At 63.9% G+C, this 23,960-nt stretch carries 9 protein-coding genes; 4 read left to right on the forward strand and 5 right to left on the reverse strand.

Going from position 1 to position 23,960, the window contains the following annotated elements; all coding sequences use genetic code 11:
• Nucleotides 1-38 precede the first annotated feature (38 nt).
• Nucleotides 39-2,255 carry a tetratricopeptide repeat protein gene (locus tag D7S89_RS02845; protein WP_121276036.1) on the forward strand — a complete coding sequence of 739 codons (2,217 nt, stop codon included), beginning with the start codon at nt 39-41 and terminating at the stop codon, nt 2,253-2,255.
• Nucleotides 2,256-2,559: 304 nt separating this feature from the next.
• Nucleotides 2,560-15,183, forward strand: coding sequence for a filamentous haemagglutinin family protein (locus tag D7S89_RS02850; RefSeq protein WP_245982618.1), 12,624 nt, complete (start codon nt 2,560-2,562; stop codon nt 15,181-15,183).
• A gap of 68 nt (nt 15,184-15,251) precedes the next feature.
• Here the strand turns inward: D7S89_RS02850 and D7S89_RS02855 are convergent, their stop codons facing one another.
• From D7S89_RS02855 to D7S89_RS27080, 5 genes are all read right to left on the reverse strand, one after another.
• The gene (locus tag D7S89_RS02855) at nt 15,252-16,616 is read right to left on the reverse strand and encodes a substrate-binding domain-containing protein (RefSeq protein WP_121275392.1); all 1,365 of its coding nucleotides are present in this window, start codon (nt 16,614-16,616) and stop codon (nt 15,252-15,254) included.
• Nucleotides 16,617-16,714: 98 nt separating this feature from the next.
• Entirely contained in the window at nt 16,715-18,037 is a 1,323-nt protein-coding gene (locus tag D7S89_RS02860) for a substrate-binding domain-containing protein (RefSeq protein ID WP_121275393.1), read from the reverse strand.
• A gap of 175 nt (nt 18,038-18,212) precedes the next feature.
• Nucleotides 18,213-19,520: a substrate-binding domain-containing protein gene (locus tag D7S89_RS02865; protein ID WP_121275395.1), complete on the reverse strand. Its 1,308-nt coding sequence runs from the start codon at nt 19,518-19,520 to the stop codon at nt 18,213-18,215.
• Between the two features lie 87 nt (nt 19,521-19,607).
• A complete protein-coding gene (locus D7S89_RS27075) occupies nt 19,608-19,859 on the reverse strand; it encodes a hypothetical protein (protein ID WP_147426582.1) in 252 nt (83 codons plus the stop codon).
• A gap of 86 nt (nt 19,860-19,945) precedes the next feature.
• Nucleotides 19,946-20,194 (reverse strand): hypothetical protein, encoded by a 249-nt coding sequence (locus D7S89_RS27080; protein ID WP_147426583.1) that lies wholly within the window; start codon nt 20,192-20,194, stop codon nt 19,946-19,948.
• On the opposite strand from D7S89_RS27080, the gene gspD reads away from it, so the two are divergent.
• The gene (gene gspD, locus D7S89_RS02870) at nt 20,193-22,418 is read left to right on the forward strand and encodes a type II secretion system secretin GspD (RefSeq protein WP_121275400.1); all 2,226 of its coding nucleotides are present in this window, start codon (nt 20,193-20,195) and stop codon (nt 22,416-22,418) included. The genes D7S89_RS27080 and gspD overlap by 2 nt on opposite strands.
• Nucleotides 22,415-23,959, forward strand: coding sequence for a type II secretion system ATPase GspE (gene gspE, locus D7S89_RS02875; protein ID WP_121275402.1), 1,545 nt, complete (start codon nt 22,415-22,417; stop codon nt 23,957-23,959). Before gspD ends, gspE begins: the two co-directional genes overlap by 4 nt.
• The last annotated feature ends 1 nt before the right edge of the window (nt 23,960 follow it).

Consider the following 23,960-nt stretch of genomic DNA (forward strand, 5'->3'; position numbering starts at 1 on the left):
GCCAGGATCGGGCACGCCATGCGCAGCAGGGGCTGACGATGGGCATGGGCGACACGACGCTGCGTGCAGCGATCGAAGATGCGCTCAGACAGGCCCGCGCACTGCTGGAAAAAGCCGATTTGGCCGGCGCCCGGCGCCTGTACGAAGGCGTGTTGGCGATGGCGCCGGACAACGTCGAGGCGCTGCATTTGCTGGGTCTCGTCTACCTGCGCCTCGGCGATGCGGCACGTGCGGAGCCGTTGATCGCCAGGTCGATGAAGCTGGGGCTGCGGCAGTCATGGAATTTCGCGAACCATGCGGCGGCGCTGGTTGGGGTGGGGCGTCATCGCGAGGCGCTGATGGCGATCGACGAGGCTTTGAGGATCGATCCGACGGATGCGGCGGTCCACGCGGGGCGGGGCGATGCGCTGCTGGCACTCGAGCGGTTCGACGAAGCGCTGGCCGCGTACGATCGCTCGCTCGCTCATGCGCCTGGGCACGCGGCAACTTGGAGCCGGCGTGGCGCTGCACTGCGGGCTTTGAGCCGGCCGGCTGACGCGTTGATCAGTCTCGAGCGCGCACTGCAGATCGATCCGAACGATCCGACGACGCTTACGGAGCGCGGACACGCATTGCGCGAACTGAGGCGGCTCGACGAAGCGTTGCAGAGCTATCGGCTCGCGATGGTCGTGTCCGGCAAGACGCCGGCGCTGCTGTTCGCGTGTGGTGTCGTGTTGAGCGAGCTAGGGCAAGCCGCGCAAGCGCTCGCGGTGCTCGACGAGGGACTGATGCTGTCGCCCGACGACGCACAGCTGCTGTATGCCAGTTGCGTCGCGTTGGACCTGCTCCATGATCACGACGAACTACTGCGCCGTTGCGACCGGCTGCTGGCAGCGAACCGCGACCACGAGGCCGCATGGGTCGGGCGTGGCAATGCGTTGCTGGGGCTGGATCGACATCATGAGGCCGCGCAGTCGTATGGTGAGGCGCTGCAGCGCGCACCGAACCATGTCGATGCGCTGCGTAATCGCGCGGCGGCGTTGCGCACGCTCGGCCATCTTCAGGATGCGCTGGAAGACTACGATCGTGCGTTGGCGATCATGGGCTCTGACGCCGCGCTGTCGTACAACCGGGCGGTAGCGCTACAGCAGTTGGGACGCTTCGACGAGGCGCTGGCAAGTCACGCCGCAACGGCGCAGGCGTACACGGAAACAGCACAGGGCCTGTACACGCAGGCGGTGGCGTTGCAGCAGCTGGGCGAGCACGAGGCGGCGCTTGCACGCTACTCGCTTGCGTGCGAGCGCAATCCGCATCATGGGGCCGCGCGGCGGTCCGAAGCGTACTGCCGGCTGCTGCTGGGCGACTTCGACAGCGGCTGGAAGCAGCACGAGCATCGTTGGCAGGCGACCGACGTGACGCTACGCCGCCGTCATGCCGATCGGCCCTTGTGGCTGGGTATCGAGCCCGTCGCGGGCAAGACGGTGCTCTTGCATGCGGAGCAGGGATATGGCGACACGTTGCAGTTCTGCCGCTATGCACAGCTCATTCAGGCCAAGGGCGCGACCGTCATCGTCGAGGCGCCAGCCGTGCTCGCGAACCTGCTTGGGTCGCTACGCGGCGTGAACCGGATCGTCACCGAAACCGACCCGACGCCTGCGTTCGATCTGCAATGCCCGCTGTTGAGTCTGCCGCTCGCCTTTTGCACGACGCTCGACACGATCCCCGCAGACACCCCGTATCTGCAGGCCGACCTGGCGCGACGCGAAGGATGGGCGAGTCGCATGGATGCCGTCGCGCGACCGGGACGGCTCAAAGTGGGCCTCGCGTGGTCCGGCAATCCGCGGCACAACAACGACGAAAACCGTTCGCTGCCGTTTACCGCGCTTGCACCGCTTCTCGCACTCGACGCGACGTTCGTGAGCCTGCAGCCGCAGGTCCGGCAGCGCGATGCCGACGCGCTTGCCGCGAGCGGCGTCGTGGGTTTCGGCGAGGCGCTCGCGGACTTCGCCGACACCGCCGCGCTGATCGAAGCGCTCGACGTGGTCATCTCGGTCGACACGTCGGTGGCTCATCTGGCTGGCGCCGTCGGCCGGCCGGTATGGATTCTTTTGCCCCGAGCGCCCGACTGGCGATGGCTGCTCGAGCGCGAGGACAGCCCGTGGTATCCGACGGCGAGGCTCTGGCGACAAACCCGGCCCGGCGACTGGTCGCCGGTGATCGAGCGTGTGAAGCAGGCGCTCGTCGAACAGGCGGCGACACGCGGGTATCCGGCCTGACGCCATTCGCGGGAGAAATGGTACGGACCTTTCAGGGCGGAAGAAATGATGCACAACAGTCGTCCTATTGTTGCCACGCGCACTGCGTACCTTCTTTCAGTTTGAGAGTGGCCTGCTACAGGCCCGCAACATTCATGGCCGTGTCCAGGCGCCCAAGATCGGGAGCCCGGGCGCGGCCGTCAATTATTGAAGCTCGGGGTGGAGAATGGCAGCGCGCGCATGCATAGCACGACAACAAGACCTGCATGGTTCGCGGTTCGAACCAGGGTCCGATTTGCGGCCGCTGTGCAGGGCGATCGCGCTGATGCTGGTCGCGGGGATCTCGGTGCACGCGCATGCGGGGGGCATCACGAATCTCGGTCAAGCGACCGTGCGCAATGCGACGGCCGGCGCGGGCGGGTATGGCGGTGCGGGCATGGCGAACCTGGGCGTGTCGCCGCAGCAGGCGCTGCAGGCCAGCCAGCCGTCGATTCGCAATCTGGGTCAAGCCGCACGGACCATCGCGGCGCAGATCGCCGCACAGCAGAGCGCTGCCGCCGCGGGAGCCGGGGCTCCGTCTACGGTTCCAAACGGCCTTGCGCCTGGCGGGCTCCAGGTCGCGCCCGGCGCCAGCAGCGACCCGAACAATCCGGTGCTCTGGTACAACGCGAACGCGCCTATACAGAGCGTCGACGGCAACGGTCATGTGACCGTCGATATCAAGCAAACCGGGCAGAACTCGGTGTTGACCTGGCAGACGATGAACGTCGGCCGGCAGACGACGCTTAATTTCGATCAGTCGGGTGGTAACCAGACGAACGGCGCCAACAACTGGGCGGTGCTGAACCGCATCAACGACCCGAGCGGGCAGCCGAGCCAGATCCTGGGCAACATCACCGCGCAGGGCTCGGTGTACGTCATCAATCGCAACGGTGTGCTGTTCGGCGCGGGCTCGCAGGTCAACGTGCATTCGCTGGTGGCGTCGTCGTTGAATCTGCTGGACATGAAGAACCAGGCCATGCCGACGTCAGACGGCATCGTCCTGAGCAACCAGCAGTTCCTGAGTCTGCCGGCAGGCACGACCGGCGGGCTGGCTTACCCGGAGTCGGGTAGCTCGGCCGGCGTGGCAGGCCCGAACGGGCCGAACGAAGTGCTTGGGCTCGGCAATCAGACGCTGGCCATCGGTCAGTACGTCGCGCCCGGCGACATTACGATCGCGCCCGGTGCGTCGATCACTACCCACACCAACGGGACGGTCAGCGACGGCGGGTTCGTGATGATTGCGGCCCCGAACGTGACCAATGGCGGCAGCATCACGGCCACCTCGGGCCAGGTTGTGCTCGCTGCGGGCGTGGGGGTCAGCCTCAGACCCAACAGCGTGACACCGGCCAACCCGCAGATCCTGCTGCCCGAACTGAGCGGTGAGGTCGACAAGCTGGACGGCAGTGGTTCGCAAATCGACATCACGCCGGCCGGTACGCTGACCAACACGGGCATCGTGCAGGCCGCACGCGGCAACGTGAACCTGCTGGGCAGCCGCGTGGCGCAGAACGGGGTGGTCGGCGTGACGACGAGCGTCAACACCCCGGGCAATATCACGATCTCGACGGTCGATGAGAACGTTGCCAACAATCCGGCGGGCAAGGCGTATCCAGGCAACTCGCTAGTGACGGGCGGAACCGGCTCCGGCAATGAAGACCAGACGAAGCGTACCGGTCTGCTGAGCTTCGGATCGGGTTCTGTCACGACGGTGATGCCGGATGGCGACGGCGAGACGGCGACCTCGACGCCGGGTACGGTTTTCACGCCGGGCAGCATCAACATGACCGCGGGCTCGGTGTGGTTCCAGGGCGGCTCGTTGATCGAAGCGCCGGGCTCGAACGTGTCGGTCGCCGCCTTGACGCCACTGGCCGGGATCACTTCCATGCCCGCATGGCAAAACGCGGTGCCGGGACGCATCTATGTCGATAACGGCGCGACGATCGACGTTTCCGGTCTCGCGAACGTGGAGCGCTCGATTGCCGATACGCTAATCACCGTCCCTCGCATCGGCCAGAACGAGCTGGCCGACTCGCCGCTGTTGCGCAACGGGTTCCTCTACGGCGTGAAGGGCGTGGTGGCCGACAGCACGCTGTCCGGCACCCGCAGCGATGGTCTTGCCTGGGTCGGCAGCCCGATCCTGAATTTGTCGGGGTATGCCAGCCTGATTCCGCGCTCCGTCGATCAGCTGCTCACCAACGGCGGCACCGTCACGCTGTCGGGTAACGAGGTGATGACCGCGACGGGCTCGTCGATGAACCTGAACGGCGGCTACGTGCATTACGACGGCGGGATGGTGAATACGACGCGGCTGGTCGATGCGAACGGGGCGATCGTACCGATTGGACAGGCGAGCCCGTACGACACTTACGTCGGCATTGCAGGCGAGTTCACCGAGACGCACCCGCGCTGGGGTGTGACGAAGTTATGGTACAACCCGCTGCAATCGGCCGGCGTGTACGAGCCCGACTATATCGTCGGCGGCAATGCAGGCACGCTCGATGTCTTTGCGACGAACGCGTTGGTGCTCGACGGCGCGATCAGCGCGCAAGCGTTCGGCGGCTCGAAGCAGATGCAGACCAACAACCTGCCGACCGGCGGTACGTTCAATCTCGGCTCTGATCCTAATCTGCGTGCGGCGGACGCCCTTGTCCTGTTGACCAAGCCCACTGATCAGAACACCAATGGTGAGTCGGGCACGGTGATCCTGCAAGGCAGCGCACCGCAACTGAGCGATCTGGCTCCCGGCTTTTCGATCGATACGCCGCTCAACACCACCGCGCTCAAATCGCTGTCGAGCACCGATCCGAACAACGTGTTGGCCACCACCGTGGTGCCGGTCGACACGCTCAATGCGGGCGGCTTCTCGAACCTGTACGTCGGCGAGGACATCGACGGAAAGACCGGTCTTGGGCTGATCGTGGCGCGGGGGACGCAGCTGAACCTGCAAGCCGGTGGCGCGGCCACGTTCAACGTGCTCAATACCAGTACTGTGCTGGGCTCGCTGACGGTCCCGTCGGGCAAGATTTCGTTTACCGGCGGCAGCCAGCTTACCGTGGGCGCCGGGGGACATTTGAGCGTGGCGGGGCAGTGGGTCAACAACGACACGCTGGCCGCCGGCGGCACGCTACCTGGTAACAGTGAATTTATCAATGGTGGCAGCATCACGCTGTCGACGGGAACCAGCGTCGATTTGCAGCCGGGCAGCTTCATCGACGTATCGAGCGGCGGCGAGATGCAGGCCAACGGCAAGCTGCTGATGAACAATGGCATCGCGGCCGGCACGGGCGGTAGTTTGTCGGTACTGACCGGCAGCGCGCCTCAGCTCGATGGCACGATCCGCAGCTTTGGCTTCGCGGGCGGCGGGACGCTGACACTCAGTTCGAGCCAAGGGGCGGGCGGATTCCAGATCGGCGGCGATCCGGCAACGGCTCCCGCATGGGCGCAGGTCCTGCCCACGGATTTCTTCGAGCGGCAGGGGTTCGGCAACTATGTGCTCAACGCTGCCTACGATACGATCGTCGCACCCGGCTCGAACGTCCGGCTCACGCAGCAGAATCTGATTCCAGATCCGGTCGCCCTGCAGCAAGCGGCCAGCGGCACGGACCTGAGCTCGGGTGGACTCACTACCGTGGGGACGCTCGATGCGTATCACCGCCAGCCGACGAGTCTCGTGCTGACGGCTGGCAGCGCGGTCACCGATGCTGCGCTCCAGCGCTCGGGGGGCTTGCCCATCACGCTGCCCCCGGATGTCAGGGGGGCGGTTACCATCGGGCAGGGGGCGTCGATCGTTGCCGATGCGGGGGCGAGCATCGGGCTAGGCTCACCCGCGCAGGTCACCGTACTGGGTGCGCTGATTGCGCCGGGCGGCTCGATTGCGCTGAGCGCCGACACGGGGAGCTCAACGACGAGCGGTAGCCTCACTACTCCGAGCAAGTCGGTATGGCTCGGCCCCGACGCGGTGCTCGACGTGGCGGGGACGGCGCTAGTCAATCCGCTTGCGGCGCCAGTCAAGAGCGGTATGACGACGTTCGCTCCCAACACCGGCAAAGTGTTGCGAGGCGGCACGGTGACGATCTCGGACAGCGCTGGCTATGTCGTCGCGCAGACGGGTTCGCGGATTGACGTGTCGGGTGCCTCGGCCCAGTTCGATGAGCCCCAAGGGAACGGAACGTATGCGTCTCAGCCGGTATGGAGCGACGCCGGGTCGATCACACTCGCCGCGTCGAGCGGCCTGTTGTTCGATGGGACGCTTGCTGCGCATCCTGGTGCGAGCCTGGCCCAGGGCGGCACGCTCACGCTGCTTCCGGAGTCGAGCGTCATCGGTGGACTTCTGCCCGACGGCACGAAGATTACGTTGCCGGGCGCGACTGCGCTCGTCTTGCAGCAAGACGGGCAAGCCGTGCCGGCAGGGCTCGCGCCGGGGCAGAACATCGTTGCGGCCGTCGGCGCGCTCAGCGGTAGTCGCGGCTCGCTAGTCAAGAAGCCGACCGGCGTGCTGACGTTCTCCGTGGATCGGCTGACCGGCTCCGGCATCTCGTCGCTCGTGCTCGGAGATAGCTCGAGCTCGGGCACGGTCGCACCGGTGCCGGTCGCATTTGCCGGCAATGTCGACGTGGCGGTGCCGAGGTCCGTGCAAATCTATACGGATCGCATTGCAGCGCTGAATGCGAATCAGCTCGGTCAGTTGACGGGCGGCGTCAACGACGGCGCGGGCAATTACTCGATCGTAACGGCCAGTTCGTTGCTCGACAGTGAGCCGGCCTCGCCAGCCCCCACGACGATCGGCTCGACTGTTACGCTCGATGCACCCTACGTGGCACTCGTCGGGCCGAACCTGCCGAGCGCGCCGCTCACGACCGCCGCCGTCGCATCCGATGCAACGCTGAACGTCAACGCCTCGTTCATCGACTTGGAAAATCAGTTTCGCCTGAACAACTTCGGGCAGGCGAACTTCACAAGCGGTGGCGACATCCGGATGAGTTCGACGAGTGTGCTGAACGGCACGCAGATCGGCGCCCTCTACACGCCCGGAAACCTCACGTTCAAGGCGGCGGACGTTTATCCGTCCACCGGCAGTACGTTCATCCTCGATGCGGTTGGCGCCACGAGTCCGGCCACCAGCAAGACGACGCCGACCACGATCGCGTTCGAATCGAACGGCGTGTCCGCAGTACCGCTTTCGGCGGGCGGGTCATTGCTCGTGGACGCGACGAACATCGTGCAAGCCGGCACGGTCAGCGCACCGTCGGGCGCGCTCGTGTTCGGCGTAGGCGACCCGACCAGCACCGCCACGAAGAATCAATTCGGCACGCTGCCGCTCGTCGCTACCAATTCGGTCACGCTCGCGAGCGGCAGTGTCACATCGGTATCGAATCGCGGCGCGATCATCCCCTATGGCACGACCGTGGATGGGGTCGAGTGGCGGTTCAATCCCACGTCACCGGATGTGACGGCGCCGCCTGCGAAGTACGTCGGTGTGAATGGCGCAAGCGTTTCGCTTGCGCAAGGCGCCACGATCGACTTGTCGGGCGGGGGCAACCTTCAGGCGGTCGAGTGGGTGCCGGGCACCGGCGGTAGCCGTGACGTGCTGTCGCAATACAACGTCAGCTATGCGACGAACGCGCAAGGGGCGGCTGTGCCGGTGAACGTCGGTGCAGCCAACGTCTACGCGATCGTTCCGGGTACGCAGTCGCCCATCGCGGCCTACGATCCGATTTTCGCGCAAACGCTGCAACCCAAGATCCTTGGTAACGGTACGACGGGCACGGTGACCTCGAGCCTTGGCGTCGGGCAGGTGGGGCTCACCAGTCCGGTCGGGCAATCGGTGTATCTGTCGGGCGTACCGGGATTGGCGCCCGGCTATTACACGCTGCTGCCGGCCAAGTACGCGACGCTGCCAGGGGCGTTCCGGGTGACGGTCGCGAACAGCGCCGGCAACGTCGCGCAGGGCGCGACTTCGGTGTTGCCGGACGGCACGGTGGTCACAGCGGGCTATTTTGCCGATGCGCTGACGGGCAGCCGTAGCGCCACGCCGACCTTGTTCAATGTGCAGGCGGGCCCGGTGTGGCAGCAGTACTCGCAGTACACGCTGACGAGCGCCAACGATTATTTCCCGGCGCTTGCCGCGAAGAACGGTAACGTAACGCCGCCGCTACCGCTCGACGGCGGGCACCTGGTGCTCGCCGCGAACAAGGCGCTGACGCTGGGCGCCACGTTGAACACGGCCGCGGGCATGGGCGGCGCGCCTGCGGAGGTCGACATCGCCTCGCAGGACATCCAGATCACGGGCAACGGCGGCGCGGCACTGCCGGGTTACCTGCAAATCGGCGCCGATGCGCTTGATTCGCTCGATGCGGGCAGTCTGTTGATCGGCGGTACACGCACGGCAACGCCGAATGGGATGACGATCACCCCGATCGCGAACAGCGTCGTCGTGTCGACCGACGCAGGCCACACGTTGAGCGGGCCCGAGGTCATGCTCGTGACGAAGACGGACACGACAGGCTCGGACTCGAACGCGGCGAACGGTCTGCGCGTCGACGCCGGCAGCGTGATCAAGGCGACGGGCAGCTATCCGGGAGCCAAGGACGGGCCGGTCGCGATCGCGGGCGACGGCGCGCTGCTCAGTGTCTCCAACGGTGCGGCGACGCTCGTCACGCGTACGGGCGCGACGGGCACCGGGCTCTTGAGCGTCGGCGCGGGCGCAACGCTCGCCGGCGGTGCGGCACTGACGCTCGACTCGTCCGGCAATCTGAAGGTGGACCCGACAGCGACGCTGTCGGCCAAGTCGATCACGGTTGACGGCTCGGCGATCACGTTCACGAACCAGACCGGTCCCGCCGCAGCGAATCTGCCCGGGTTCGTCGTGGGGCCCGCCACGCTCGCCCAGCTTGCCAACGCGCAGCAGGTGATTCTGCGCAGCGCGGGGGCCATGAATTTTGTCGGCAACGTCGCCGCCACGTTCGGCAACAACGTGGATTTGAGTGCAGGGACGTTCGTCAGCGACGGCGGTGCGGTCACGTTGAACGCGCCGACGATCGCGTTCACGAACGAAACCGGCGCGACGCCCGCCACAACTGTCACGGGCCATGGCAACCTCACGGTCAACGCCAATGAAATCGACTTCGGCACGGGCAACAAGACCGTCAGCGGTTTCGGCTCGATCTCGATGAATGCGACGGGGGGCATCGTCGGGCAGGGTACCGGCACGTTCGATTTCGGTACGCTGCCTGTGACGCTTGCGGCTCCCGCCATGCTGGCCGATACGGGATCGGGGTCCACCGTGAAGACGCAAGGTGTGCTGACGCTCACCGGCGCTCATGGCAGCGCTTTGACGCGCCAGACGGTGGGCGGCGCATGGCAGTTCATCGGCGGTTCGATTGGCGACAACGGTGCGACGATCACGGCACCGGCTGGCAACGTGAGCCTCGAAGCGACGAGCGGCAACGTGACGATCGGCAGTGGCGCGACGATCCGCTCGGCGGGCGTGGCGAAGCAGTTCTTCGATGTCACGCAATATGCACCGGCCGGTGCGATCACGCTGACGGCCGACGCTGGCACGGTGGACGTGCAGACCGGTTCGACATTGGATTTCTCCGGGGCGCAAGGAGGGGGCGCGGCAGGCAGCTTGTCGTTGTCGGCGCCGCAGCAGGTGGTGAACCTGAACGGCACGCTCAAAGGCGGCGCGGCGAGCGGCTACGCGGGCGGATCTTTCTCGCTTAATACCGGCGGCGCCGCGAATCTCGACAGTCTCGCGTCGACGCTTACCGCAGGAGGCGTGAACGACGCGGTCGCGATTCACACGCGATCGGGCAACCTGACGTTGTCGCAAGGCAATACGCTGACTGCTCAGTCCGTGTCGCTGATGGCCGATGGCGGCGCAGGCAAGGCGTCGGACGTCAGCAACGGCAATGTGCTGATCGGCGGCACGATCGACGCATCGGGGTATGCGGGCGGGCAGATCGCCCTTTACGGCAAGAGCAGTGTGGACATCGAAGGCACGCTGCTCGCGAAGGCGACCGATTCGAGTCAGCGCGGCGGCAAGATCGATATCGGCACGAGCGCGGTATTTGATCCGTCGCTCGCCTACAACGCGACGTATGGGTACGAGAATATCGCCCGGGCCAATTCCGGACGGATCACGCTGGGCGGCAATGCGCTGATCGACGTGACGGGCGGGACATCGGCTCCCGGGCTCGGCGGAACGGTGAATTTCCGTGCGCCGTTGCTGAACGATGGGGGAGTCAACGTCGCGCTGAATGCGCCGGCCACGGCGCAAGCAGGCATCAAGGGTTCGCGCAAGACGACCGCCGAAGCGTACGCGACGTGGAGCACGCTCGACGCGACTACAGGCGCCCAGCACTTCGACGGCCTGATCGATCCGGCCGGTTGGTACGACGGCAATGGCAACTTGTTGGCAGGAACCTTCACGGTGCCGGGCAGCACGCCGACGACCTTCAGCTATGCGCCCGGTAGTGCGACTGGTGGCGTCGTGGGCACATTGACCAATAATGCCACGCACGTTTCAACGGCCGTGACGCAAGACCAGTTGTTGAACGGCGTTACGGCGATCGGCTTCGCGGGGATGATGGGCGGCAGCTACTTCGTGCCGACGACGGCTAACGGCAACCACACCGCGTTCTATGGCTATCAGGGCACGCCGGCTAACCAGCCCGGCACGCTGATGGCATTCGTGCAACACGGGCTCGATACCGTTGCCGGCAATTTCGTGGGTGTGGCGCTGCCGAACTTCAATGTCGTGCCCGGAATCGAACTCGACAATCCGAGCAGCGCGGTCAACTCGGGAAATATCACTGTCCTCTCCAACTGGAACCTCGGTGCGGGTTCGCCGAATAACAGCGGGTCGATCACACCGGATTTCCGCTACCAGTCGTTGATTGCGCCGGTGCTGACGTTCCGTGCGGTTAATGACTTCGATGCCCACGCGAGCATTACCGATGGGTTTTATCAGAGTCAGGTAGCCAAGATCCTCGGCGCGTCGGGTTCGTCGTCGGGGACGGGTACCTATACCCAAGCCCAACAGAGGTTCTCGCAGCTGGTCGCTCTCGACGATCCGACTAAGATCACGCTCGTCTATACGGATGGTTCGACCTCGACGATCGCGAACGCCACGAACAATGTGTACGCGGCGCTCAGTGCGCCGCTGACCGGGCAGACCCCAGGCTACTACTCGGCCTATTTGTCGTATGCGAGTGCTTGGCAAAGCTATACGGAGACGTTGGCGTCCGCCACCTATGTCGGCCATATCATTCCGTTCAAGCCGTCGTTGGCTGTGGCAACGCCCCCGACCCTAACCGGCTCTTACACCAATTACACGACCGCGTACTGGGGAGCGAATCTGAGCAGCCCACGCGTGGGGGGGAGCTATCTGGGCAAATACAACATCCCAACTGTGACGACGTTCGGCACGCCGGCGGCCCCCACGCCCCCGACTGCATTGCTCTCGAACCCGACGCTGTCGCAGGAGTCGAGCTATCTGACCGACTACGGCAACTACATGCTCGTATACGGCGATTACGAGAATCTACTCTACGGTACGAAAAGCCTTCCCTTTAAAGTCCCCAAAAACGCGTACAACCTCTTCTTCGCACCCGCCGCGCCAGGCGCCGTTCCGGATACGGGTGTCGTCAACATCGGCGCGCTGCCGGGCAACGCTGCGGCGAATGTGCCGACAGCGGGCAACCCGTTGCCGATCGCGTACGCCGCGCTGCTGGGCGGTCAGAGTTCGTCGTATCGGATCGTCTCGGGCGCCGATTTTTCGAGCGCCGATCCTGTTGCGCTGGCACCTGTTTCGACATTCGGCAATGCGACTGGCGGCAGCGTGACGCTGAGCGGCCACACGTCCTATATCGATACCAACGGACGCGGGCTCGTCGAGCCGGTGACGATCCGTACCGGTACCGGCGACATCAATATCGCGGCAGCCGACAACATCTCGCTGTTCGACAAGAACACGACGGCGGATGCTACTCACGCCGTCGTGCCGGGCGTGATCTATACGGCAGGCGCGCCCGCCCAAGGTTCGCCGGCGCAAGGCTTGGCGAGTGCGGTGATGAGCGCGGGCAGCGGCTATCAAGACATCCTCGTCACGCCGAGCGTGAATCCTGATTCTGCCGGTGACGTTACGATCCATGCGCAGCGAGATGTCACGGGGCTCGAGTACACGACCGATACAACGGGCGCACTAACGGGCACCACCGGCAGCAGCACGAGCCAGTACTGGTGGCCGTGGATGGAGATCACGGCGAGCCCGACGATCGTTCAGAGCAGCGGCGTCATCACTTCCTTCACGCCGCTTGCGGGAACGTCGATCGATTTCGGTGCCTTCGACCAAGGCATCATGAGTGTGGGCGGCAATGTAGCGATCGACGCTGGACGCAACGTCTCCGACCTCGGCGTATCGTTGCCGACGACCTGGTATCTGGGCAACGGCGGCAAGCCGGTCACGGTAGGCGGCGGCAACCTTACGGTACGCGCAGGCGGCGATATCCTGAGCGGCGACTACTTCGTCGCCAAGGGAACGGGGACGATCAGGGCGGGGGGGAGTATCGGGGCGGATATCAGCGCCGGGTCATCGTCGGCCACCCCGACCCCGGTGCCCGTCTCGACGGTGCTCGCGGTGCAGGACGGCAAGTTCGACGTAACGGCGCGGCAGGGCATCGACATCGGAAGCGTGCTCGACCCTTCGTATTCGAACGTCTTTCAGCGAGGCGGCGGTACGAGCTATTTCCACTTGTTCAATTACGGCCAGTATGCGGATGGACAAAGCTACTCGGCAACGTCCGCTGTCAACCTTCTGTCAACGACCGGCGACGTCCGGTTCGGCACATTGGACGGCTTGCTCACCGGCACGAGCGGCATCTTGCCCGCAAGCGTCAACCTGACCGCCTTCGACGGCGGTATCACGCTGGCTTCAGGCGGAACGCTATATCCGTCTGCCGGCGGCCAGCTCAACTTGATTGCCGATCAGTCGGTGAACTTCTCCCACATCGCTGACGACATGACTGGCACTAGTTTGTCGAACGTGTTCAGTATCTCAGACGCCGATCCGTCCCAGATGCCGTCACCGACGCAGCCGCCGTTGCCGACGAGTGTGCCGACGCCGCCTTTTGTCAATCTGAATTCGGGTGCGCATGCCGCTAGCGCGCTGCATGGTGATGACACTTCGCCCGCACACATTTACAGCTTGAACGGCAGCATCGTCGATGGCTCACTCGATGCGGGAAAATATGATCACCTGGTCACGCTTTCGCTCGACAAGCCGGCTCTGATCGAGGCTGGGCAGGACATCATGAACCTGGCATTCCAAGGCCAGAATCTGCGCAAGTCGGATATCACGCGTGTCGTGGCGGGGCGCGATATCTACGACACTCCGTTGGGGGGCAACAACAACGATGCTGCTGTTCCCTCGTTGCTCATCGGTGGCCCCGGTACGTTCGATGTGGAGGCGGGGCGCAACATCGGCCCCCTGACGAACCCGGCGCAGGTGAATGCTGTCTTGCTGGTAACTGGCGTGCCGACCGGCATCAATGCGGTTGGCAACGCAAACAACGCGAACCTGCCGCATGAGAGCGCCAACGTCAACGTACTATTCGGCGTTGGCCCCGGTGTCGACGTACCCGGCTTCCTATCGACCTATGTCGATCCGGCCAGTTCGACCGCCGGCGCGACTTCGTCGCTCATTTCCTTCATGGAGCAGTACAACGCGGGGAAAACGGTCGATACGGGTCTTGCCAACAGCCAGCCGGCCATCGTGCCGCTCACGGCCACGCAGGCATGGACGCAGTTCAAGACGCTGCCGCAATACGTTCAGCAACTGTTCGCCGAGCAGGTGCTGTTCGGTGTGTTGGCCCAAGTCGCGCGCGATTACAACAATCCGTCGAGCCTGTACCAGGGCCAGTATGCACGAGGCTATCAGGCGATCAACACGCTGTTCCCGTCCTCGCTAGGCTACACGGCGAACAATTTGGGCGGCGGAAGCAACGGCGCGAACCAATTGGTCCACACCGGCGACCTCGATATCCGCAGCACGACGATTCAGACGCAGCAAGGCGGCAACATCACGATCCTTGGGCCGGGCGGCCAAGCGCTCGTGGGCAGCACGTCGGCGCCGCCGCAGATCGTCGACAGCAGCGGAAAGAGCGTAGCCGGCCCTGGCTCGATGGGGATCCTGACGCTCGAGAAGGGCGACATCAACATCTTCACCGACCAGAGCGTACTGCTCGCCCAGAGCCGGATCTTCACCGAGCAGGGCGGCAACATGACGATCTGGAGCTCGAACGGCGACATCAACGCCGGCAAGGGCTCGAAGTCGGTGGCCGATACGCCGGCGCCGCAGTACGTTTGCGACGCGAACCACTATTGCACTGTTGACACACGTGGCGAGGTGGTGGGGGCCGGTATTGCGACGTTGCAGACTGTGCCGGGCGCTCCCTCGGGCGACGCGAACCTCGTTGCACCGCGCGGGACGGTCGACGCCGGCGACGCCGGCATTCGCGTGTCGGGGAACCTGAACGTTGCGGCGCTGCACGTGGCAAACGCTGACAACATTCAGACGCAGGGCACGCAGACGGGGATTCCGGTGGTACAGGCCGCCAATACGGGGGCACTGACGGCGGCGAGTTCGGCCGCATCGGCAGCGAACCAAATGGCGCAGGACATGGTCAAGAACGGGGCTTCGGGGGCTGGCGAGCGCCGCTGGACGATTACCGTGCAGGTCGAAGGCTTCGGCGACACGGGATCGGCAGATGACAAGAGGAAATCGAAGCGGGAGCAGGTCAGCTACGATCCGTCGAGTGCCGTTTCAGTGGTGGGCTTTGGATCGGTTGGCCAAGCACGGCAGAGGGCATTGACCAAGGACGAATTGGCGAAGCTCGGCAATAGCTGATCGAAAGACCGCGACCTGCTTTTGCAGGTCGCGGCAAAACAGGCTGCGCTTATCCGCTCTTAGATGAACTAGCGACCGGGGAAGGCGCCTGCGCCGCAGATATCCGTGTTACCGATGTCGAGATAGTTGCCGCTCGTGTTGCTGAGGAAGTTCGCGACGATGGCTTGCTGGAAGTTCGACGGCACGGTGTCGAAGCCGTTGCCATGCACGATCGAGGCGAAGCTGGCGTTTGTGTAGTGGGCGTTCAGGAAATCATGAACGGCCGTCGTCACGGCCGAGCTGGCGTAACACTGGCTCAGGATGATCTGGCTCGTGCCGGAAACCGGGTAGCCAGTCGTCGGGCTGCCAGCGTTAGGCACCCATTGCGTCGGATCAGCCGGATTGGCCGGCGTGCTGACCGTACCCAGCGCCGCGGTCGCATTGGCGGCCGTCGGAGCGTAGTACATCGCATTCTGGGCATTGACGAGGCTTGCCACGGCCAGTTGTAGTGCTGGCATACCCGTCGACATGAGGGCTGAACTCGACGGCGCGAGCAACGTATTAGTCCAGTTTGGAGCGAGATACGCGACGGCAGCCGGCGCGCTCGATGTGGTTTGATATTGCAGCAGGGCTTTGCGCACGCCGCTATCACCGGTGGCAGAAACGAAATTCGGGGGCACGCCCTTCGGGAAGGCGGTGGTATTAGCGAACGTCATCGAGTCGATGAACGTCACTTGCTGGGGCCAACCGCCCGTGTTACGGGGCGTGCAAACGGCGGCCAAGTGACGTGTGAGCAGTTCGGTTTCGCCGCTGTCGTCCTGACGGTAGACGACAGTGATCGGATTGCTCGTCGTCGCATACGCGCGGCCCGTTTCAGGGTTGACGACCTGGTTCCAGTCCGTTAGCTTGCCCGAGAAAATGCCGCATAGATCGTCGTCGTTCAGTGCGATGCTGTGAACTTGGTTCGGGGTGGTTTGCGGCGTCACCGCGCTGGTCACGGTTGGTCCGTTGACGATAGGAATCGTGATCGGCGTCACGACGTAGGGGATCTGAATGAGCGGGCCGTCCGTTTGCTCGCGGCCGTTCTGATAGGCCGTGATGGGGGCGGGGGGGAGCGCGGCCCCGCTATAGACGAAGTCGACCGTGCCCGTGGCTGTTGCGATCGTGCCGTTTGGCATGACGGATCTGAACTGCGTCGGATCATTGTTCAGAAAGGCCCTTTGGCCGGCGCCCGAACCAACGGACCAGTACGTGAAAGTCGCTTCGTTGGTGCCAAACAGACCGATCTCGGTGTAGGGCAGGCCGATTGAGCCGATCACCGGTGCGAACATCGGTGCGACCAGCGATGAGCCGCCGACTTGCACGAGAGGCCCAGCGGTTGTGGCCGCCGAAGCGCCCATACCCGAGACAACGAGAGCCAGGATCTGACAGATCCTGCGTTTGCTTGATTTCATTGCTACTCCTTTCTGTTAAGTGGGACAGCACAAAAAAAAAGCGCCCCGCACAGGCGGGGCGCGTCAAAACACGCTGCGCTTATCTGTTCGTGGGCGGATCAGCGGCCGGCGAAGCCACTCACGCCACAGATAGCCGAATCGCCGATGTCTAGGAAATTGCCACTCGTATTGCTGAGGAAGTTCGCGATGATCGCCGTCTGGAAGTTCGACGGTACGGTGTTGAAGCCGTTGCCATGTACGATCGAGGCGAACCCGGCGTTCGTGTAGTGATCATTCAGGAAGTCATGAACAGCCTTTGTCACGGCCGAGCTGGCATAGCACTGGCTCACGATGATCTGGCTCGTGCCCGAAACCGGGTAGCCCGCCGTCGGGTTGTTGGCGTCGGGCACCCATTGCGTAGGATTCGACGGATCGGTTGGTGTGCCGACCGTGCCGAGCGCCTTGCTCGCGTTCGCGGCCGTCGGGGCGTAATACGTCCCGTTCTGGGCATTGACGAGGCTTGCCACAGCCAACGCGGGCGAGGCCGACGAGCTCGACGGTGCGAGGAACGTATTCGTGTAGTCCGGGCTCAGGTATGCGACAGCAGCCGGGGTGCCCGACGAGCTTTGGAAGTTCAGCAGCGCCTTGCGTACGCCACCGCTACCGGTAGCCGCGACGAAGTTCGAGGGCACGCCGTGCGGGAAGGCCGTCGTGTTGGCGAACGTCAGCGAGTCGACAAACGTCACGCCCGGGTTCGTGTTGGCAGCCGAACAGACGGCGGCCAGGTGACGCGTGAGCAGTTCGCTCGTGCCGCTGCCGTCTTGGCGATAGACGACGTTGATCGGCTTGCTCGTGGTCGAGTAGACCGAATGCGTCTCAGGGTTGACGACCTCGTTCCAGTCCGTGATCTTGCCCGAGAAGACCCCGCACAGGTCGTTATCGTTCAGTGCGATGCTGTGCGCTTGGTTCGGCGTCGTTTGAGGCGTCGTCGTGCTCGTCACGGCCGGGCCGTTGACGACGGGGATCGTGATCGGCGTCACGATATAGGGAATCTGAATCAGCGGGCCGTCCACAGCTGCGAGGCCGTTCTGATAAGCCGTGATTTGCGCGCTGCTGAGCGCGGCGTCGCTGTTGGCGAAGTCGACCGTGCCCGAGGCCGTAATGGTCGTGCTGCCCGAGACCGACGTGAACTTCGTCGGGTCGTTGTTCAGGAACGCGGCTTGACCGGCGCCCGAACCGACGGACCAGTAGGTGAGCGTTGCTTCGTTGGTGCCGAACAGACCGATTTCGGTCTTGGCTAGCCCCGGGTTGCCGATCGTCGGTGCGACGAGCGATGAACCACCGCCTTGCACGAGGGGACCGGTGGCCATCGCCACTTGAGCGCCCATGCCTGAGACGACGAGAGCCAGGATCTGACAGATCTTGCGTTTGCTGGATTTCATTGCAACTCCTTTCCGTAAAAGTGGGCAACGGATTGCTGCCACACGAAAGTGCGCGAATCGGAAAAGCAGCCAAAAAGAAACCACCAAAAAACCACCAAAGAACCACCCAAAAAAACCGCGACCCGCGGGTGCAGGTCGCGGCAAAACACGCTGCGCTTATCCGTTAGCGGACGGATTAGCGACCGGCGAAGCCGCTCGCGCCGCAGACGGACGAGTCGCCGATGTCGAGGAAGTTTTGGCTCGTGTTGCTGAGGAAGTTCGCGACGATCGCCGTCTGGAAGTTCGACGGCACGGTGTCGAAGCCGTTGCCATGCACGATCGAGGCGTAGTTGGCGTTGTTGTAGTGGGCGTTCAGGAAATCCTGAACAGCCTGCGTCACGCCCGCGTTCGCGTAGCACTGGCTCAGGATGATCTGGCTCGTGCCCGAAACCGGGTAGCCAGCCGTCGGATTGCCAGCGTTCGGCACCCATTGCGTCGGATCAGCCGGGTTGGCCGGCGTGCTGACCGTACCCAGCGCCGCGGTCGCGTTGGCGGACGTCGGAGCGTAGTACGTGCCATTCTGGGCATTGACCAGGCTAGCCACGGCCAGCGCGGGCGAAGCCGACGAGCTCGACGGTGCCAGGAACGTGTTCGTATAGTCCGGGCTCAGGTACGCGACAGCAGCCGTGCTCGAGTTCAGCAACGCCTTGCGCACACCACCGCTACCGGTTGCGGCGACGAAGTTCGACGGCACGCCATGCGGGAAGGCCGTCGTGTTCGCGAACGTCAGCGAGTCGACGAACGTCACGCCCGTGTTCGTGTTGGTAGCCGAACAAACGGCGGCCAGGTGACGCGTAAGCAGTTCGCTCGTGCCGCTGCCGTCTTGACGATAGACGACCGTAATCGGCATGCTCGTCGTCGAGTACACCGAACCCGTTTCAGGATTGGTGACTTGGTTCCAGTCCGTCAGCTTGCCCGAGAAGATACCGCACAGGTCGTTGTCGTTCAGCGAGATGCTGTTTGCTTGGTTCGGCGTCGTTTGCGGCGTCGTCGTGCTCGTCACGGCCGGACCGTTGACGACGGGGATCGTGATCGGCGTCACGATATAGGGAATCTGAATCAGCGGGCCGTCGACAGAGGCGAGACCGTTCTGATAAGCCGTGATTTGCGCGGGGCTGAGCGCGGCGTCGCTGTTGGCGAAGTTGACCGTGCCCGAGGCCGTGATGGTCGTGCTGCCCGAGACCGACGTGAACTTCGTCGGGTCGTTGTTCAGGAACGCGGCTTGACCGGCGCCCGAACCGACGGACCAGTACGTGAACGAGGCTTCATTGGTGCCGAACTGGCCGATTTCGCTGTTCAGAAGAGCAGCGTTGCCGATCGTCGGAGCGACGAGCGACGAACCACCACCTTGCACGACCGGGCCGGCAGCCATCGCCACCGAAGCACCCATGCCTGCGACGACGAGGGTCAGGATCTGACAAATCTTGCGCTTGCTGGATTTCATAATTTCCCTTGAACGGAAGATAAACGGAGAACCTGCTACTGCGGCCTTAATTGGAAGTTCAGCCGCGCAAGCACTGTAGGGGGAAATTCACATTTCACGTGTGAATTTTTCATAACGAAAGGTACGGAACATCCGCGCAAGCCCGCGTTTGATTGCGTTGTTGAGATCAATTGGGCGGCGAATGGAGAATTGGCGGCGATGCACCGATATTCGAAAGAATGGGACGTGAGGATCGCTGCGGAACAGCGCCACAGGATGGCGGTTAGCGTTCTTTTTGGTCGTTTTGATGACAAGTCTTACGTACCATTCCTCTCCTCGAAAGGAAGCCTCGAATTGCATCTATATGGAATGGGCGGGCATGCATATTTATCAATGCAGTCGAATTGATTGTCGAGCTTGCTTTGGGCTTTGATATAAAGAAATTCTTATAAGAAATCAATCGAAGTTGGGTCGATTAGATTCGCCGAATTGATGAAAGGTAGCCCAACATTCGTCATAAATCTGATCCGGTTGCGCACGTAGTCTTCGCCGACGAATCCGCCGGACGGAAGCCAGCCGTGCCCGGCAGACGAAAAACACACGCGGCCTTGCGGGGTGCGCTTCGGAGCATCGGGGCGCGCGGCAGGCATATCAGTCACAGCTGCCTGACGTCCCGGCATAGAAATCAGGTTCATGACACGCTTACGTTCGCGCTTCAGCGCTTTCGCACTACTGGCCATGGGCCTTTTCAATGCCCAGATGGTGCACGCACAGGTCAATCTAGCCTTTTCCAACGTCGATATCAGCCAGGTCGCGAGGACGATCGGTACCGCTACGGATACGACGATCATCGTCGATCCACGTGTGAAAGGGCAGCTCAATCTCGTCTCCGACAACCCGGTGAGCAAGGAGCGGGCGCTCAAGTCGCTCGAGGCGGCACTGCGCATGCAAGGTTTCGCGCTCGTGCACGACAACGGCATCCTGAAGGTCGTGCCAGAGGCCGATGCGAAGCTTCAAGGCGTACCGACGTACGTCGGCAATACGCCGCAGGATCAAGGCGACCACGTCATCACGCAGGTCTTCCGGCTCAAGGACGGGTCCGCAACGAATCTCTTGCCCGTCCTGAAGCCGCTGGTCAGCCCCAACAATCAGATCGCCGCCTACGCGAACGACAATACGCTCGTCGTCACCGACTATGCCGACAACGTGCGCCGCATCGCACAGATCATCTCCGGCGTGGACTCCCACGCGTCGCGCAACTTCGCGGTCGTGCCGCTCAATCACGAAAGCGCGGTCGATCTCGCGCCGATCGTGCAGAAGATGCTCGATCCGGGTTCGATCGGCAACGCAGACGGGACACTCAAGGTGTCCGTCAACGCCGATCCGCGGCTCAATGCATTGCTGCTGCGCGCGACCAATTCCGATCGCATCGGCGATGCGAAGGCATTGATCGCCGAGCTCGACGCGCCCACGCGGGTGCCCGGCAACATGCACGTCGTGCGCTTGGAGAACGCCAACGCAGTCGAGCTCGCGAAGGTGCTGCGCGGCATGTTGGGGCTGTCGGCCGACGCGGGCGGTGAGTCGGAGAAGGCGAGCGCGAATAGCTTCAACGAAGGCAACGGCGGGACGTCGGCCAAGAGCGGTAAGGGCATGAGTGCGTCCACTGGCACGGCGGGAGTCCCCCCGTTGCCGGGGGGGAACGACAGTGCGTCGAACTCGGGTAGCGACGCCGCCAGTCGAGGTGGATTGATCGCGAGCGCGGGCGAGAGCACGAGTGGTGCGAGCGGGATGATCCAGGCGGACCCTGCCACGAACTCGCTCGTCGTCACTGCGCCCGAGCCCATTTACCGCAACATCCGCAATGTGATCGATCAGTTGGACGTGCGGCGTGCACAGGTCTATCTCGAGGCGATGATCGTCGAGATGAGCGCTACGTCGGCTGCGGACCTCGGCGTGCAATGGCAGGGTGCATTGCAATCGGGCACGGGCAACAATGCGCTGTACGGCAGCACGAACTTCGGCACGTCCACGAGCCAGAGCATCGTCGACCTGACCGCGCAAGGCCAGCACCTTTCGCAGACGCTCTCGGAGGCCGCGACGGCCACGCTGCTCAACAACGGCATCAACATCGGGCTGCTGCACAAGTTCGGCAAGTTCTTCGGGCTCGGCGCGCTCGTTCAGGCGCTGGCCACCGTCAACAACGCAACGATTTTGTCTTCGCCCAACCTCATCACGCTCGACAACGAGGAGGCACGCATCGTCGTCGGGGCCAACGTGCCCGTGCAGACCGGCTCGTACTCGACGGCCACGGCCGTTTCGAGCAACGGTGTCAACGCGTTCAACACGTTCGACCGGCAGGACGTCGGCATCGTGCTGCACGTGCAGCCGCAGATCGCCAAAGGCGGCGCGATCAAGCTGAAAATCTATTCGGAAGATTCGTCGGTCGACCCGGGCTCGACCAACAACCCAGGCGGGGTGACGATCATCAAGCGTTCGGTGCAGTCGAGCGTGCTCGCGGACGACGGCGAGATCGTCGTCCTGGGCGGCCTGATCCAGGACAACTATTCGGACGGCAACAACAAGGTGCCTTGGCTCGGCGACATTCCGCTGATCGGTTCGCTGTTCCGTGCCGAGAACAAGAACCGGACCAAGACCAACGTGATGGTGTTCTTGCGCCCCGTCGTGCTGCGCGACGCCGACACCACTGCGAGCATCTCGGGCACGCGCTACGATTCGCTGTACCAACAGATGAACGAAAGCCGTTCGGACAATCGCATCGAGCGTGATCACGATGTCCCCACACTGCCTGCGCGTGCACCGTCGTCAGGGCAGGACTCGTCGCCGGCCAGCGGGATATTCAATCTCGGCGACATGACGCGCCGCCGTGCCCAGAGCGATGCGGCCGAGGCCCGGAAATGAGCGACGAAGCGCTCCTCGCGCCGGTCGTCGAACCGCCTGAGAAAGCGGCGCAGTCGGTGCAGCCGGTGCAATCGGTCGCGGCTTCGCAACCGGATACGCCACGGCTACCCTACGCGTTTGCGCGCAACGGGCAAATCCTCCTTGCCGGCGAGCGAGCGCAGACACAGCCGGATGCGGGCAGCGTCGAGGTTTGGATCAGTGAGCGCACGCCGATGTCCGCGATTGCCGAGGTTGCCCGGCACGTCGGCAGATTGGCGCTCGTGTGCATGCCGGCCGACGAACTCGCACAGGCTATCAATCAAGCCTATGCGCGCAACGATGGCAGTGCGGCGCAGGTCGTGGGCGAGGTCGAGGGCGAAGTCGATTTGTCGCGACTCATGCAGGACATCCCCGAAGTCGAGGATCTGCTCGAGTCCGAAGACGATGCGCCAATCATCCGCATGATCAACGCGCTGCTCACTCAAGCGGCGCGCGAGCATGCATCGGACATTCATATCGAGCCGTTCGAGAATGCCTCGGTCGTGCGTTTTCGCGTCGACGGTACGCTGCGCGATGTGGTACAGCCCAAGAAGGCGTTGCACGGTGCACTGATCTCGCGGATCAAGATCATGGCGCAGCTCGACATCGCCGAGAAACGGTTGCCGCAGGATGGGCGCATCACGTTGCGTGTCGGCGGTCGGGCCGTCGACGTGCGGGTCTCGACGCTGCCCACGGGGCACGGCGAGCGCGCGGTGCTGCGTTTGCTCGAGAAAGACGCGCAGCGCCTCAATCTGGAAACACTCGGCATGGGGCGCGACACGCTCGCGCAGTTCGACACGCTGATCGCGCGCCCGCATGGCATCGTGCTCGTGACAGGGCCGACCGGTTCGGGCAAGACGACGACGCTGTACGCGTCGCTGTCGCGGATCGAGGCGGCGACGACGAACATCATGACGGTCGAGGATCCGATCGAATACGACCTCGCCGGCATCGGCCAGACGCAGGTCAACGAGCGCATCGGCATGACGTTCGCCCGCGCGCTGCGCTCGATTCTGCGGCAGGACCCGGACGTCATCATGATCGGCGAAATCCGCGACCTCGAAACGGCGCAGATCGCCGTGCAGGCATCGTTGACGGGCCACCTCGTGCTCGCGACGCTGCATACGAACGATGCGGCCTCGGCCGTCACGCGCTTGACCGACATGGGCGTCGAGCCGTATCTGCTCGCCTCGTCGCTGCTCGGCGTGCTCGCGCAGCGGCTCGTGCGGCAACTGTGTCCCGTCTGCAAGACTGCGCGGCACGAGGCCGGCCATGTCGTGTGGCATCCGGTCGGGTGCGACAAGTGTGGCCATTCGGGGTACTCGGGTCGTCGCGGCGTGTACGAGCTGCTCGTCATCGACGATGCGATCCGCTCGCTGATCCACCACAACGCGGCCGACGCCGACATCCTCGCGGCCGGCCGAGCCGCCGGGATGCGCACATTGCGCGGCGATGCCGAGCGCTGGCTGGCAGCCGGCGCGACTTCGCCGGAGGAAGTGCTGCGCGTGACCGGGAGCGCATGAG

This window comes from Trinickia fusca, assembly GCF_003628145.1.
In the GTDB taxonomy this organism is placed as follows: Bacteria; Pseudomonadota; Gammaproteobacteria; order Burkholderiales; family Burkholderiaceae; genus Trinickia; species Trinickia fusca.

Bases quoted from the DNA above. Each gene is read 5' to 3' on its own strand.
- D7S89_RS02845 (WP_121276036.1), top strand. From the start codon at position 39: ATGGGCATGGGCGACACGACGCTGCGTGCAGCGATCGAAGATGCGCTC.
- D7S89_RS02850 (WP_245982618.1), top strand. From the start codon at position 2,560: ATGCTGGTCGCGGGGATCTCGGTGCACGCGCATGCGGGGGGCATCACG.
- D7S89_RS02855 (WP_121275392.1), bottom strand. From the start codon at position 16,616: ATGAAATCAAGCAAACGCAGGATCTGTCAGATCCTGGCTCTCGTTGTC.
- D7S89_RS02860 (WP_121275393.1), bottom strand. From the start codon at position 18,037: ATGAAATCCAGCAAACGCAAGATCTGTCAGATCCTGGCTCTCGTCGTC.
- D7S89_RS02865 (WP_121275395.1), bottom strand. From the start codon at position 19,520: ATGAAATCCAGCAAGCGCAAGATTTGTCAGATCCTGACCCTCGTCGTC.
- D7S89_RS27075 (WP_147426582.1), bottom strand. From the start codon at position 19,859: ATGCAATTCGAGGCTTCCTTTCGAGGAGAGGAATGGTACGTAAGACTT.
- gspD (WP_121275400.1), top strand. From the start codon at position 20,193: ATGACACGCTTACGTTCGCGCTTCAGCGCTTTCGCACTACTGGCCATG.
- D7S89_RS27080 (WP_147426583.1), bottom strand. From the start codon at position 20,194: ATGAACCTGATTTCTATGCCGGGACGTCAGGCAGCTGTGACTGATATG.
- gspE (WP_121275402.1), top strand. From the start codon at position 22,415: ATGAGCGACGAAGCGCTCCTCGCGCCGGTCGTCGAACCGCCTGAGAAA.